The sequence below is a fragment of the Pseudomonas sp. S3_B11 genome (genome assembly GCF_054667715.1).
Window position 1 is genome coordinate 1,730,764 of record NZ_CP162749.1, and the last position, 14,301, is coordinate 1,745,064.

The following is a 14,301-nucleotide window of genomic DNA, read 5'->3' on the forward strand; positions in this document are numbered from 1 at the left end:
GCAAGCACAAGGAGATGAGCCTTGCACATTTTGATCAACCGCGCCGCTTTACTCCGGGCCGAGCTGCATCGCCCCCCGTCTTTCAACCTGTTCACCTTACTGCGCAGTGGCTCGGATGAAGTGCGCCTGCACTCTCGCTACTTGGCCTTCTTGCTCAACCCCCAAGGCGCTCATGCGGCCGGTGGCAAACTGCTGCAGTTACTGCTAGACGTATTGAATATCGAGGGTTTCGACTGCCGCGACGTCACGGTGGAGGTTGAATACCGCAACGTCGACATCCTGATCCGTAACGCCAAACGGCAAGCGATCATCATCGAAAACAAGCTCTACGCCGAGGACCAGGAGGCTCAGTTATTTCGCTATCTGGAGACGCTTCAGGGCGAGGGCTACCAGACCTATCCGCCGGTCTACCTTACCTTGGATGGCCGCGATGCTGATCCCCGCAGTTGTCTGGGCATCGATTACCAACGTATCAGCTACGCCGCCGACATCCTGCCATGGCTGGAGCAATGCCAACCGTGGGTGATCCGCGAAGCTGCCGTGCGTGAAAGCTTGCTGCAATACATCGATCTCATCGCAAAATTGACCTTCCAGAACCAAGGACATGCCTACATGGACGCTATCAAGCAGACGTTACGTCAGGGCAACAATCTGCTCGTGGTTCGGGACTTGCAAAAAGCCTACATCGAGACCTTGAAAGACCTGCAACTGGAACTCTGGCAAGCGGTTGCGCAGTGTATAGAGGTTAAATATCCCGAGTTGCCAAAACCCTTTAAAGCGCCGACGGCGGCGATAATAGACCGCTACTACAGCGCGGTCCGGGATAACCGCCATTTTGGCCTTTTTTACGAGCTCGGCTCTGTATCAGGCGCGGTTTACATCGAGCTCAATCACCGCTTTTACTGCGGTTATTACTGTGATGCCGACACCCATCCGCATGATTACAGCCGCCTGGATGCACTGACGGCGCTGTTAGAAAACAACGGAGTGAGTAGCAACGGTTTGCTATGGCGCTACACCACTGAACTCAACATGAAAAATCCCAGCGATGAGCATTTGATGGTACTGACCAACCCTGAAAAGAGAGCTCGCATGGCGGAACGCATGGCTGACGATTTATACGACCTCTGGTCGAGTGTTAGTAGGTTGTGCGACGTGCAGAGTCGTGATTGATCGAATGAATCTACCCCTGCTTTGTAGAAATTCGATGGACCAGTTTTGGCCGCTTTCTGCAAGTCGGGATCTTTAAACTAGATGGTCAGATCTGGTGCGTGGTGCAGATATACATCTTTGATTACGTAAAACGGGCGCTTTCAGGCGCCCGTCGTTTCATCAGCTTTCGACCTGCGCCTGAAGCCGCCGACCAATTACCTCCAGCAAATCACAGCCGTCACGCAAAGGAATCACCAAAAGCTGTGCAAAGTCTGAAAGCACAACCGTATCGCTGGTGATTTCAGAGCGAAACGCAATGTTCTCCAGTACCTGCGTCACCACACGTATTCGGTGATCAGCAGTTGCATGCAGAACGTCAAGCGGGGCTTGGGTATCAATAAGTAGGGAAGCGGGAGTGCAGTCGATGCCGGTGATGGGGATGTATCTTTCCATGGGATTGCTCCGATCAGGTTAATGGGCTGATCCGATCCTCAGGTCGCCAAACCTGATCGCCATTGAGCGATGGGCATCACTATAGGTTTTGTCGGATTGGGTGGGGAAGGTGACGGGTTCCTAAAGCTTCGTAGGAGTTGCGATCGTTTTTTGCGGGAGGGATCTGACATGGACGGCTCGGCTGATTCAAAACCATCAACAGGCCGGGGTGTCAGCTTCAGGTCTGCTGCGCAGCCCAGCGGGAGCAAGCTCCCTCGCCACAGGGGAGAGAGCTGCAACTAGCCTTCGAACTCCGTTTGCAGCATCGCCAGAAACGCCTCTCTGGCAGGATGCCGGCCAGCGTTTTCATGCCAGTAAAAAACGTTATCAATCCCCGTCAGCTCAGGAAATTCATACCCCGTCCAACCCGCCCCCTGGCGGTATTGCTCATAGATCCCCCGGGGCACCAGCGAGACGCCTGCGCCAGCGCTGACACAGCCAACGATGGCGCCATAACTGGCGATGCTGGTGATCGGTTGCACTTGGTCATGACGCAGCAGCCACTGTTCCAGCGCCAAGCGGTACGGACAGCCCGTGGGCCACATGAAGATCGCCTTGCCTTGCAGATCTGCGGCGCTGCGCAGCGGGCCGTGGGACTCGGAGGCGATGAGCACCAGGTCTTCGCGGTACATCACGGCTCGCTTGAGTCCAGGCCGTTGGATGTCCACCGCTACGATCACGCCATCAAGCCGGTGATGTTGGATATCGTCCAGCAGCTGCGCCCAGGTGCCGGTGCTCAGTTCCAGTGACACTTGCGGATACTGCGCGTGGTATTTGGCGAGCAACTGCGGCAGGCGGCCGGTGGCGCTGGACTCGATGGCGCCTATGCGCAGTGGGCCACTCGGTGCGCGGGTGGGGGCGACTGCGTGGCGGGCCTCTTCTGTCAGGCTCAGTATTTTTGTCGCGTACTCCAGAAACACTTCGCCCGCCGGGCTGACCCGCAGCCCGCGACCTTCGCGGAAAAACAGCGGCGTGCCGAGTTCCCGTTCCAGGGACTTGAGGCGTGCAGTGATGTTGGACGGCACGCAGTGCAGCACTTCGGCGGCGCGGGCGATGCTGCCGGTGTCGCAGACCGTCTTGAGCATGCGCAGTTGGGACAGTTCCATAGCTCACCAGAAGTGAATGGTTGGTTGAGTTTAAGTCACTTGTGCTGAGGTGGGGTGGTTTCGATACTTCGAGGCAAATCGGCCAGTGAGCAGGAACTCTAGATGGAAACGCGTTTTGCGCTGGTTGAAGGTTGCTCCGGCAAAACCGGTGTGAAGGTTATCCTGGCGACGCTGTTGGTGATCGTTTGCTGGGCCTATTCACCGATTGGTATTCGCATTGGCTTGCAGGCTTATGAGCCGGGTCAATTGGCGTTGGTGCGGTTTCTCATCGCGTCAGTGTTCATGGCCCTCGTTGCGATAGTGAAGGGTATTTCCTGGCCGCGTCTCAGGGATTTGCCGTTGCTGGCGGTGTTGGGTTTCTTTGCCGTCAGCTTGCACCACATCGCCCTCAATTATGGCCAGCGGGGCGTCAGCGCCGGGGCGGCCAGTGTGCTGGCCCAGTCCACGCCGTTGTTCAGCACGCTGCTGGCGCATTTTGTCTTCAAGGACAGGGTCAGTGGTTGGCAGTGGGGGTGTGTGTTGTGCGGCTTGCTTGGCGCTGGCGTGGTGGTTGCGGGGGATCGTGGCTTGGGTGACATGGACGCTCATGGGCTATTGATCCTGTTGGCGGCGCTGTCCTGGAGTTTGTATTTCGCTTTGCAGAAGCGCCATGCCCATCGTTATGACGGTTTGACCCTGGTTTGTTACACCGTTTGGTCGGGCACGATTCTGTTGTTCATTTTTGCGCCGGGGATGTTGAGCGCGGCGCGGCAGGCTTCGGCTTCGGTGAATCTGGCGGTGTTGGTTCTGGGTATTTTTCCCAGCGCGTTGGCGTACCTTGCTTGGGCTTACGTGCTGGCGCACAGCAACGTGAGCCGCGCTTCCATGGCGCTTTACCTGATACCGCCCACTGCGATGTTGATGGCTTCTCTGGTGTTGGCTGAGCGCCCGTCAGCGACGGTTATTGTTGGGGCGGTGATTGTGTTGATGAGCGTGCTGGCGTTGAGGTTTGAGCCGGGGAGTGGGGCAAAAGTCGGTTGATTCTGTTGTGGGTGTCGGCAATGACGTTGGATGTTGTCGCCACACGGAGTGCCATGGAACACCGTCCTACAGACAGGCGATCGCTTTGGGATAAATCACAGAAGTCTCTGACAACTTTTTAGGGTTGGCCTTCGGAAGTACCAGCCTTACGATCTGGATTGTCTCAGTGCTCAGCGTGGCATCCGGCGCGCTCAGCTTGGTTTTATATCGTGAGGAGAGATCGATGCCTGAAACCCCATACGCCAAGGCCTTGGAGCGCGCCGTCGATGTTTTCGGCAGCCAGCAGTTGGCTGAAGACTGGTTGAGGAAGCCCTGTACGTACCTGGACGGTCAGGTGCCATTGGAGCTGATCGATAATGCGCAGGGTTTCAAGTTAGTAGAGGATTACCTGACCCGGGTTGAGCTTGGGGTTTATCAATGAATCCTGTGTTCTGCTGCGCGGTTTTTTGGGGCTGCTGCGCAGCCCAGCGGGGATAAATCCCCTCGCCACAGGTTGCGTTATGCCTACAACTTTGAACGATCGTTCCTCACGCTCCGCGTGGGAACGCCGCCAGGGTCGCTCCGCGTTCCGCTTCTGGAGGGTGACGCAGAGCGTCACGGGATGCATGCCCACGCGGGAGCGTGGGAACGATCGTCCGAACGAGCGGGTGCATTATTTCTTGACCGGATAATCCTGTCCCCACACCCGTACCGTGCTGACCGCTTCGTTCATGCCTTCAAAAACAAACTTCTGCCGCACGGCAGTCTTCGGTGGAATGGTGACTTCATCCGGGTTGTCCAGGCCGGTGAGGCGGTTGGAGTAGCCCGCCTGGTCGATGGCCAGCAGCACGCCGGTCTGGCCGAGGTTGACCACGCGCAGTTGGGTGTCGGTGCTGTTCTTGAAGCCGAGGGTGATGCTGACGTTGTCGTCGCTGGGCTCGAGCTTCAGCACTTCAACGGCGATGCGGTCTTTCATTTGCTCGCTGGAGGAAATGATCGCGGCGCCATCGGTGCCTTGGGCCGATTCGCGGCCATCGAGCACGCCTTCACTGACGCCGCCGAGCAGGTTCTTGCCGGCGGTAATGAACGTTGAGACGGCTGCTTTGGTTGAGTCCTTGATGAGGCTGCCGTCGGTTGGCTCGCCTTCGGCGAAGCACAGCGAGCTGAGCAAAAGGCTGGAGACGAAGAGGGTGGAGCGTGACGGCAGAAGGTTCATACCTGAGTCCTTGAGGGGCTGCGACATCGCCCGTCAACAGGGCGAGCGGCAATGATAGCCGTGATCATGGGCCGCTAGCGATCTGCTTCCTTGAGTTTTTCCGACATCTTCACCAGTGCTGCCAACGAGTCCGCATTCATCTTGCGCATCAACGACCCGCGGCGCACTTTCACGGTCACCTCGCTCAAGCCCAGTTGGCCGGCCACCTGCTTGTTCAGCAGCCCTGACACGACCAGTTCCATCACCTCGCGTTCGCCGTCAGTCAGGGTGTCATGCCGGCGTTTCAACGCGTCCATGCTCGCTGCGGCCTTGCGCCGTTCCTGATCGCGGTTCAGGCCCTGGGCGATGGCATCGAGCAGGTCCTGTTCGCGAAATGGTTTGGTCAGGAACTCCAGCGCGCCGGCCTTCATGGCTTTGACGGACATGGGAATGTCGCCATGGGCGGTGATGAACACCACCGGGACCAGGATGTTCAAGCGGGCCATTTCCTGCTGGAAGTCCAGCCCATTCAAGCCCGGCATGCGCACATCCAGAATCAGGCACGCCGGCACGTCCGGCCGTTGGGCGTCGATGAACTCACGGGCCGAGCCGAATGCCATGCTTGCCAGGCCCACGGAGGCCAGCAGGTCTTGCAGTGAGGCACGCACCGAGTGGTCATCGTCGACGATATAGATCATCGAATCGACCTGGTCATGAATGTCAGTTTGGCTCATCGGATTCCCTTGTAACGGCTGGCAGGGTGAAGTGAAACGTCGAGCCGGACGGTGGGTTGCTGGCGGCCCAGATCCGCCCGTCATGGGCCTCGATGATCGAGCGGCTGATGGCCAAGCCCATCCCCATACCGTCCTGCTTGGTGCTGTAGAAGGCGTCGAACACCCGTTCCCGGTCGCTTGCCGACAAGCCGTTGCCTTGGTCGGACACTGAAAAGAGCAGTTGCTGGGGCGACTCAAGCGTCACCTGAAACTGCAGAATCCTCTGGTCGACGTCAACCTGGCGCATGGCGTCGAGCGCGTTCATCGCCAGGTTCAGGATCACTTGCTGGATTTGTACTTCATCCGCCAGCATCGGCGGCAGGCCTTCCTGGACCTGTACGCGCAAGGTGATGTTCTGCTCGTTCAGTTCGCCGGCCAACAATCGCAGCGCGGCATGGACCGTGTCGGCCACGTTCAGCCATTGCTTCGTCGGCGCTTGGTGCCGGGCCATGCCGCGCAGCCGGGCAATGATGTCGCTGGCCCGATGGGTGTCGGCGATGATCCGCTCCACCGCTTGCCGGGCCTTGGGCAGGTTGGGCGGCTCGGTGGCCATCCAGCGCAGGCTGGCACTGCCGCTGGCGGCAACGGCGGCCAGGGGCTGGTTGACTTCGTGGGCAATCGAGGCGGCGAGTTCGCCGAGCATGTTGATGCGGGCGATGTGCGCCAGGTGGGCGCGGGTCTGATGCACCGTGCGCACGGCGGCCGAGAGACGCAGCGCCAGGTACGTGGTGCCGGCGATGGCCGCGAGGCTGATCAGCACGTTGATCAGCCCGGCCTCTGTGTCGCCAAAACGAGTGAAGCGATAGCTGAGGATCGTCAGGACCATGCAGATGACCGAGACCCCGGCCACGGCGCGTGCCGGCAGGATTCTCACGGCGATCAGCACCACCACGATCTGGAAGACCCCGACCGCGATTTCCAGGTCGGTGACGGTATCGATCGCCGCGATGCCCAGGGCCAATCCCAGCAGGAGCAGTAGACGCAGGGTCAACGCCGTTCTTCTCATTGAGTGTCCATCGCGCATTGCTCCAACGACCAGGCCTGATCCACGCAGTTTATACCGCAGCGTCTCAGGATGGATTGTCCAGGCTGAACTGATCGGCCACTTCGTCGTAGGCGAACAACTCGGCGTAGCGACCCCATTGCGTGACACAGTCCAGCGTAATGGCGGCGTCGTGCTCGGACATGAAATCTTCCAGTTGGTCACGGAAACGCCTGGCCGGTGCGGTGCGGGTAGGGCGGTCGTCCAGCACCCGGCGCACATGCCCCACCAACGGGACATATTTGAGCAGGTGCTGGGCAAACAGTTGCTTGCGCTCATCCACCGCCGACTCGGCATAGCGCTGCCCGGCCGGCAGGAGGGTAATGTGGCCGTCCTGCAGGTCGGCCAGGCGCATGAGTTGCAGCACCTCGGCGACCGGTAAAAGGTCACTGGCGGTGTAGCGCAATGCACTGGCGAGTTCGCGCAAATCCGCTTGGCCGGCAAACGGCTGGTCCTGCACCGCTTCGATCAGCCCAGCCAGGGCATTGCTGGAAATCGACGGCAGGACCATGCCCACGCCGCTGCCGGCAAAGGTTTCCTGGCGTGCGGAGCCGACATTCGCGCCGCCGGCCATCTGCACGTAAATGTGCTCGACCAGGGCTTGGAATGCCGGGTCGGCGCGATTACGCGGCTGGCTGAGGTCCACGCTGATCTCACTCATGACCCGCCCCGGGTTGGAGGAGAAAATCAGAATCCGGTCACACATCAGCACGGCTTCTTCGATGTTGTGGGTGACCATCAGGATCGACCGGATCGGCATGCGCCCCTCACGCCACAAATCCAGCAGGTCGGTGCGCAGCGTTTCGGCGGTCAGCACGTCCAGCGCGGAAAACGGCTCGTCCATCAACAACACGTCCGGGTTGACCACCAACGCACGGGCCAGGCCGACGCGCTGGCGCATGCCGCCCGACAGCTCTTTGGGGAAGGCACTTTCGAAACCATCGAGGCCGATCATGTCGATGGCGGCCAGCGCGCGCCGACGTCGCTCAGGTGCCGTCACGCCGAGGGCCTCGAGGCCGACCTCGACGTTTTGCAGCACCGTCAGCCAGGGAAACAGGGCGAAGCTCTGGAATACCATGCGCACCGAGCTCGCCAGCCCTTGGGCATTGCTTGGAAAATCCACCACGCCGGTGGTGGGCGAAATCAGGCCGGCTATGGAGCGTAGCAAGGTCGATTTGCCGGAGCCCGAGCGCCCGAGCAGGCCAACGATTTCACCCTCGTCCAGGCGCATGCAGACGTTGTCCAGAACCCGGCGCTCGGCGCCGCCAGCGGTGCCGTAGACGTGGCCGACTTGCTGCACATCCACGAGGCAGCGTTTGTCCATCACTTGCATTGGATCACCCCTCAATCAATTCGAAGCCGACGCTCGGCGAACCCGTACAGCGGGCGCCACAGCAACCGGTTGAAACCCACCACGAAAATCGACATGACCACAACGCCCAGCGCCACTCGTTGCAGATCCCCGGCCGTGGTCGCCTGGGCGATGAAGGAGCCCAAGCCGGACGCGTACAAATGGTGGTCGCCCCAGGACACCGCCTCGGCGACGATGCTGGCGTTCCATGAGCCGCCCGCTGCCGTGAGGGCGCCGGTGACGTAGTAAGGGAAGACGCCCGGCAGCGCGACCTGGCGCCACCACTGCCAGCCGTGTATGTGGAAGCTGCGCGCCGCCTCGCGCAAATCGGTCGGCAGGGCGCTGGCGCCGGCAATCACGTTGAACAGGATGTACCACTGGGTGCCCAGGATCATCAGCGGCGAAAGCCAGACATCGGGGTTGAGTTTCAGGGCGACGATGGCGATCACCGCGAACGGAAACAGCACGTTGGCCGGGAACGCTGCCAGTAACTGCGCGATGGGTTGCAGGCGCTCGGCCCAGCGCGGGTTCAAGCCGATCCAGACGCCGATGGGCACCCACACCACGCTGGCCAGCACGATGAGTACGCTGACGCGCACCAGGGTGATCAGGCCCAGGCCAAACGTACTGGCGACGTCCTCCCAACCTAACGTGCTGCCGATGAACCGCGACAACTGCAGGATGCCGGCGATGCAGGCAGCGGCGACCAGGGCGAGCCAGACCCGGTCGGCTGTGCGGCTGACGCGGGCACTGGTCTTGAAGCGGATGGACGGCAGCCGGGGGAGCTTCTCCAGGAATAACGAGGCCTTGATGCTGCCCAGCGCCAGCAACACCAAGGGCACCAGGCGGGTCGAGCGCAGCAGGTCGTAGACCCTGGACCGTGGACGCTTCTGGGAGGCGGTTTGCTCGAAGCGGAATTTGTCCGCCCAGGCGACGATAGGCCGGAAAAACAACAAGTCATAGGCAATGATCACCGCGACCATGGCCAGCACTGCCCAAGCAATCGCGGCGATGTTTTGCTGCTCGATTGCCAGCGCCAGCCATGAACCGATCCCCGGCAGGCTGACGGTGGTGTCGCCGACGGTGATGGCCTCGGAAGCGACCACGAAAAACCAGCCGCCGGACATCGACATCATCATGTTCCACACCAGGCCCGGCGTGGCGAAGGGCAACTCCAGCCTGATGAAGCGTTGCCATGGCGAAAACGCGAACTGTCGGCTGACCTCGTAAAGATCGTTGGGCACGGTTCTCAGCGATTGATAGAAACTGAAGGTCATGTTCCAGACTTGACTGGTGAAGATGGCGAAGATGGCCGCGCACTCCACACCGGTTTCCTTGCCCGGGAACAGTCCCATGAAGAACACAACGGTAAACGTAAGAAAGCCAAGGACTGGCACGGATTGGAGAATATCCAAGGCGGGCAGGATAACGATTGCAGCCTTGCGGCTTTTGGCGGCCAACGTGGCGACGACCAAGGAAAATACAAACGAAGCGAACAAGGCGATGAACATGCGCAAAGTCGTGCGCAAGGTATATTCCGGCAGGTGCACCAGATCAAGGGACAGCGGTGAAGCATCAAGCACGCCGAGGGGCTGGTTCATTTGATCCAGGCCATGGAAGACAAAGGCAGCCAAGAGCACCAGGAGGCCCAACAGCGCTATATCGGCCCGCCAGGAATTAGCAGGAAGTTGTTCCCGGTTTTTGAAGGGCGTCAATACAGGTGCAAGGAAAGAAGGGCGCATGGATCACCTCTATTACTCTTTGAAAACCAGGGCTGCGACCACACTGCGATCATTGGATGTCATGAAGTTGAAGCGCACTTGAACGGGTGCGTTAAATGCCCGGCAAGATTAAGGGCTGCCTGGGCTGAAGACCACGCTGACTTGGGACATGAAAATATACTTTGGTATATCCGTTCCCCTTGGGTGAAAGAACTTCGCCATATTTGTCGCCTATTGAAAGTTGCGCGAGGGGGGCGGGAGGGCGTTCGTCTGATCCGTATTTTCCTGCGTCAGGTGCCTCTGTAATGAACCCGGCCCCCACCCCAGAATAACCACGCGGTTTGCCTATCGGACGGCCCGTGTACTGCAATTTTTTGGTCCAGGAGTGCTCATGGCGAAGATGGCGATTTTTTTAGGTGGGTTTTTGGCGCTGACTATTTTGATCGGCGTGCTGGCGACGATTTCGCCCGTGTAGGCACATGCTGCTAAAAGCCTCTGTGGCGACAACTCCACTGTGGTCGATCGTTCCCACGCTCCGCGTGGGAATGCCTCCACGGACGCTCCGCGTTCGGCTCTTGAAGGGACGCAGAGCATCCCAGGCTGCATTCCCACGCAGAGCGTGGGAACGATCATCGAGGGTTTACCGATCCTTCCCACGTGCTCCGAGCCCTGTTCGTCTATCCGCAAATGGCTCCAAGCCGGCAACATAGTTGTTCCTCACGCCGCAAAGGAAGGCATCCCATGGGCCGGAGCCGCTACGTCATTACCGAACCCGAAAAACCCCACTTTCTCACCTGCACATTGATGGAGTGGTTGCCGCTGTTCATACGGCCCTATCTCGTTGATCACCTGCTTGGGTGCTGGCGCTATCAGCAAACCCATCAAAACTTGCAGTTGTTCGGTTATGTCGTTCTTGAAAACCATCTGCATTTCGTTGCCCAAGCGCCGAATCTGGGCAAGTGCTTGCGTCAGTTCAAATCCTTTACGGCGCGCCAGATCATCAACGACCTACAGAGCAAGGGCGCTGCGCGGGCATTGCAACGCCTGCGGTTCAGCAAGCGAGCACATAAGCAGGACAGGGTCTATCAGCTCTGGCAAGAAGGCTCACATGCGGAGCAAATCCATAGCGAAGCGGTCATGCGCCAGAAACTGGATTACATCCATTTCAACCCAGTGAAGCGTGGGTACGTGGAGTTACCGGAGCATTGGCGCTACTCCAGTGCACGCAATTATGCGGGGATGGAAGGGTTGATTGAGATTCAGCGATGGTATTGACCGCGGCGCTCACTGCCCTCCGCCAGAAGCGGAACGCGGAGCGTCCCTGGCGGCGTTCCCACGCGGAGCGTGAGGAACGATCGTTCACCGCCCCGCCACCTGATCGTTCCCACGCTCTGCGTGGGCATGCATCCCGTGACGCTCTGCGTCACCTTCCAGAAGCGGAACGCAGAGCGTCCCTGGCGGCGTTCCCACGCGGAGCGTGAGGAACGATCGTTCATCAGATCAAGCTCCGCTGTAGGGACGGTCGTTGTTACCGATGCAAAATCACCTGAGCAATCTCCTGCAATCCCATCACCCGTTGTGCGGCGTTGAGTTTGATTGCTTCCTTGGGCATGCCGAAAACCACGCAGCTGGCTTCGTCCTGGGCCACGGTGGTGCTGCCGGCGTCGAGCATTTCCTTCAGGCCGCGGGCGCCGTCGTCGCCCATGCCAGTCATGATGATGCCGGTGGCGTTGCGGCCGGCGAATTTGGCCACGGAGCGGAACAGCACATCCACCGAAGGGCGGTGGCGGTTGACCAGCGGGCCGTCCACCACCTGCACGTGATAGAACGCGCCGCTGCGGGTCACCATCATGTGTTTGCCGCCTGGTGCGATGAGCGCCAGGCCCGGGTGGATGCGGTCGTTGTTGCGGGCCTCGCGCACTTCGATCTGGCACAGGCTGTTGAGCCGGGCGGCAAACGAGGCGGTGAATTTTTCCGGCATGTGCTGGACGATGACGATGCCCGGGCACACTCGCGGAAGCGCAGTGAGCACCGCTTCCAGGGCCTGCGTGCCGCCGGTGGAGGTGCCCAGGGCGACGATGCGTTCGGTGGTCTGCGCCATGGCGTGGCCGTTGGCGGCGGGCAGCATGGCGTCGGCGGTGAGTTTGGTCGCGGGCGTCAGCGCGATCGGGGCGGGACGCTTGCCCAGGTTGCGCACGTTGACCTGGGCGGCGGCACGGATCGCCGACACCAGTTCCGGCGCCGACTCCAACAGAAAGTTCTTCAGGCCGGTGGTGGGCTTGGTGATGATTTCCACCGCGCCAGCGGCCATCGCCTGCAAGGTGGTTTCCGCGCCCCGGGGTGTCAGGGACGAGCAGATCACCACCGGAGTGGGGCGCTCGCTCATGATTTTCTTCAGGAACGTGATGCCGTCCATGCGCGGCATTTCCACGTCCAGCACGATTACGTCGGGCCATTCCTTGGCCAGTTTGTCCATGGCGAAAATCGGGTCGGACGCCGCGCCCATGACGTGGATGTCCGGTGTGTCGCTGAGGATCGCCAGCAACACCTGGCGAACCACGGCAGAGTCATCCACCAGCAGTACATTGATCTTTTTTGACATAGTCAGTGCCGGGTCCTTATAGGTTGGTGCCTGACCCACACATCGCCGCTGCAAAGGTCGAAGATGATGCTGCGGTGGCCAGTGCTGCCCATGTCCTGGGCGATCAGGTCGAGGCGATAGAGGGCGGCCATTTCCAGCGCGGCGTTGACGTTCAGCCGCGCCACATCGCCGTAGGGCACGTGGCGTTGCAGCTCGGGGAACATCTCGCCGCCGCCGAACAGCTTGAGTTGGTAATCCTCGGGTTCGGTGTGGTGGGCCCGGGCCTGGTGGATAAACAGTTCGATGGCTTCGTCGGCATAGAGGCCGTTCAGTGCGGTGGAGCAGCGCACCCGACTGGGCAGCATGAAGTGGCACATGGCGCCGATCCTGCGTTCCGGATGCCACAGCGTGATAGCCACGCAAGAGCCGAGGATCGTGCGCAGGCGGGTCGGGCAGGTGGCGAAACGAAACTCCCCGGGCGCCAGGTACACCTCGGCCACTTTCCTGATGGCGGCGTTCATGGTTTGCGGTAAATCGATGGCGCCACCAGTTTCAATGCATCGGACACACCGTTGAGGCTTTCCGAGTGGCTGACGATGAAATACCCGCCGGGCTTGAGCCGGGGGAACAAGCGGGCAACCACTTTGCTTTTGGTGGGTTGGTCGAAATAGATCATGACGTTGCGCAGGAAGATCACATCGAACTCCCCCAGCTCCGGCAAGGTGTCGTTGAGGTTGACCTGGATGAAGTTGACCCGGTTGCGCAGCGCCCGGTCGATGAGGAACGTGCCTTGCTGGCTGCCGGTGCCCTTGAGGCAATATTTCACCAGCAGCGGCTGGGGCAGGGTGCGGGCGCGCTCCATCGGGTAATGCCCGGAGCGCGCCTTGGCCAGCACTTGGCTGCTGATGTCCGAACCGATGACTTCCCAGGGTGTGGTGCCCAATCCTTCGGCCAGGGTCATGGCCAGGCTGTAGGGCTCTTCCCCCGATGAACTGGCCGCGCTCCACAGGCGGAAAGTCTTGCCCGGTGTCGCGTGGGGCAGCACGTGTTGGCGCAGGAAGTCGAAATGCTTGGGCTCGCGGAAAAAGTAGGTCTCGTTGGTCGTCAACAGGTCCAGCGCGACCTGCAGCTCATCGGTACGCTGGCCGTTCATGATCAGTTTGAAATACTCGCCGTAACTGTCCAAACCATAGTGCTTGAGGCGCTTGAACAAACGCCCGGCCACCAGGGCCTTCTTGGCCTCGGACAGGCTGATGCCGGCGGCCTGGTACAGCCAGGACTGGAACTGGCCGAACTCTCGATCAGTGAGCGCCAGTGAATTCACCGTGCGTTCCTTGCAGGTATCGGCGTTCACGGGGCATCCACTTCCAGCGCGCTCGGGCTGGCTTCTGCAAGTAGGGACATCTCGTCGATGGACAGCACGCGGTCCACCTCCAGCACGATGACGAACTTGCCATCGACCTTGGCCATGCCGCTGATGAAATCGGCACGGATCTTCGCGCCGAAGCTCGGTGGCGGCTCGATCTGCGAGGCCGGGATTTCCAGCACCGCCGATACCGTGTCCACCAACAGGCCAATGTCCTGGGCCTGGCCGTCGGCGCTGGCCGCCTCGATGATCACCACGCAGCTGCGGCGACTGATCGCCGAATTCGGCCGGCCGAAACGGGCCGACAGGTCCACCACCGGCACGACCGCGCCCCGCAGGTTGATCACCCCGCGCACGAAGGCCGGCATCATCGGCACCACGGTCAGGTTGCCGTACTCGATGATTTCCTTGATGCACAGGATGCCGATGGCAAACATCTCCGTGCCGAGCATAAACGTCAGGTATTGCGCTTCTTCCTCGACCGCAATGGCGGTTTGACGTGTGGTCGCGATGGCGCCCATGC

At 60.3% G+C, this 14,301-nt stretch carries 15 protein-coding genes; 4 read left to right on the top strand and 11 right to left on the bottom strand.

Going from position 1 to position 14,301, the window contains the following annotated elements:
* The first annotated feature begins 21 nt into the window (after positions 1-21).
* Complete coding sequence (locus AB4O22_RS08095) at positions 22-1,173, top strand: PDDEXK-like family protein (RefSeq protein ID WP_052239526.1); 1,152 nt, start codon at positions 22-24, stop codon at positions 1,171-1,173.
* 159 nt (positions 1,174-1,332) lie between these two features.
* On the opposite strand, the gene AB4O22_RS08100 is transcribed toward AB4O22_RS08095, so the two are convergent.
* Positions 1,333-1,605: a hypothetical protein gene (locus tag AB4O22_RS08100; RefSeq protein WP_039012360.1), complete on the bottom strand. Its 273-nt coding sequence runs from the start codon at positions 1,603-1,605 to the stop codon at positions 1,333-1,335.
* Positions 1,606-1,883: 278 nt separating this feature from the next.
* Positions 1,884-2,750 (bottom strand): LysR family transcriptional regulator, encoded by an 867-nt coding sequence (locus tag AB4O22_RS08105; RefSeq protein ID WP_460096109.1) that lies wholly within the window; start codon positions 2,748-2,750, stop codon positions 1,884-1,886.
* A 102-nt stretch (positions 2,751-2,852) separates the two neighbouring features.
* Here AB4O22_RS08105 and AB4O22_RS08110 point away from each other — a divergent pair, with 102 nt between their 5' ends.
* A complete protein-coding gene (locus AB4O22_RS08110; protein WP_460096110.1) occupies positions 2,853-3,770 on the top strand; it encodes a DMT family transporter in 918 nt (305 codons plus the stop codon).
* 223 nt (positions 3,771-3,993) lie between these two features.
* The gene (locus tag AB4O22_RS08115; protein WP_060614282.1) at positions 3,994-4,191 is read left to right on the top strand and encodes an MbcA/ParS/Xre antitoxin family protein; all 198 of its coding nucleotides are present in this window, start codon (positions 3,994-3,996) and stop codon (positions 4,189-4,191) included.
* Positions 4,192-4,422: 231 nt separating this feature from the next.
* Here the strand turns inward: AB4O22_RS08115 and AB4O22_RS08120 are convergent, their stop codons facing one another.
* The 5 genes from AB4O22_RS08120 to AB4O22_RS08140 all read right to left on the bottom strand — a co-directional run bounded on the left by AB4O22_RS08120 (position 4,423) and on the right by AB4O22_RS08140 (position 9,852).
* The gene (locus AB4O22_RS08120; protein ID WP_003203076.1) at positions 4,423-4,965 is read right to left on the bottom strand and encodes a hypothetical protein; all 543 of its coding nucleotides are present in this window, start codon (positions 4,963-4,965) and stop codon (positions 4,423-4,425) included.
* A 74-nt stretch (positions 4,966-5,039) separates the two neighbouring features.
* Positions 5,040-5,678: a response regulator transcription factor gene (locus AB4O22_RS08125; RefSeq protein ID WP_460096111.1), complete on the bottom strand. Its 639-nt coding sequence runs from the start codon at positions 5,676-5,678 to the stop codon at positions 5,040-5,042.
* Positions 5,665-6,723, bottom strand: coding sequence for a sensor histidine kinase (locus tag AB4O22_RS08130; RefSeq protein WP_080587815.1), 1,059 nt, complete (start codon positions 6,721-6,723; stop codon positions 5,665-5,667). Before AB4O22_RS08130 ends, AB4O22_RS08125 begins: the two co-directional genes overlap by 14 nt.
* Before the next feature lie 64 nt (positions 6,724-6,787).
* Positions 6,788-8,092 carry an ABC transporter ATP-binding protein gene (locus tag AB4O22_RS08135; protein ID WP_060613951.1) on the bottom strand — a complete coding sequence of 435 codons (1,305 nt, stop codon included), beginning with the start codon at positions 8,090-8,092 and terminating at the stop codon, positions 6,788-6,790.
* Positions 8,093-8,103: 11 nt separating this feature from the next.
* The gene (locus AB4O22_RS08140) at positions 8,104-9,852 is read right to left on the bottom strand and encodes an ABC transporter permease (RefSeq protein WP_460096113.1); all 1,749 of its coding nucleotides are present in this window, start codon (positions 9,850-9,852) and stop codon (positions 8,104-8,106) included.
* A gap of 720 nt (positions 9,853-10,572) precedes the next feature.
* On the opposite strand from AB4O22_RS08140, the gene AB4O22_RS08145 reads away from it, so the two are divergent.
* Positions 10,573-11,106 carry an REP-associated tyrosine transposase gene (locus tag AB4O22_RS08145; protein WP_003203062.1) on the top strand — a complete coding sequence of 178 codons (534 nt, stop codon included), beginning with the start codon at positions 10,573-10,575 and terminating at the stop codon, positions 11,104-11,106.
* A 253-nt stretch (positions 11,107-11,359) separates the two neighbouring features.
* On the opposite strand, the gene AB4O22_RS08150 is transcribed toward AB4O22_RS08145, so the two are convergent.
* Genes AB4O22_RS08150 through AB4O22_RS08165 form a run of 4 tightly spaced genes read right to left on the bottom strand, consistent with a single transcriptional unit; the run spans position 11,360 to position 14,299 of the window.
* Positions 11,360-12,433: a protein-glutamate methylesterase/protein-glutamine glutaminase gene (locus AB4O22_RS08150; protein ID WP_003203057.1), complete on the bottom strand. Its 1,074-nt coding sequence runs from the start codon at positions 12,431-12,433 to the stop codon at positions 11,360-11,362.
* Between the two features lie 2 nt (positions 12,434-12,435).
* Positions 12,436-12,933 (bottom strand): chemoreceptor glutamine deamidase CheD, encoded by a 498-nt coding sequence (cheD, locus tag AB4O22_RS08155; RefSeq protein WP_223472272.1) that lies wholly within the window; start codon positions 12,931-12,933, stop codon positions 12,436-12,438.
* Entirely contained in the window at positions 12,930-13,766 is an 837-nt protein-coding gene (locus AB4O22_RS08160; protein WP_223472271.1) for a CheR family methyltransferase, read from the bottom strand. The genes cheD and AB4O22_RS08160 overlap by 4 nt, the downstream gene beginning before the upstream one ends.
* Positions 13,763-14,299, bottom strand: coding sequence for a chemotaxis protein CheW (locus AB4O22_RS08165; protein WP_003203051.1), 537 nt, complete (start codon positions 14,297-14,299; stop codon positions 13,763-13,765). Before AB4O22_RS08165 ends, AB4O22_RS08160 begins: the two co-directional genes overlap by 4 nt.
* Positions 14,300-14,301 lie beyond the last annotated feature (2 nt).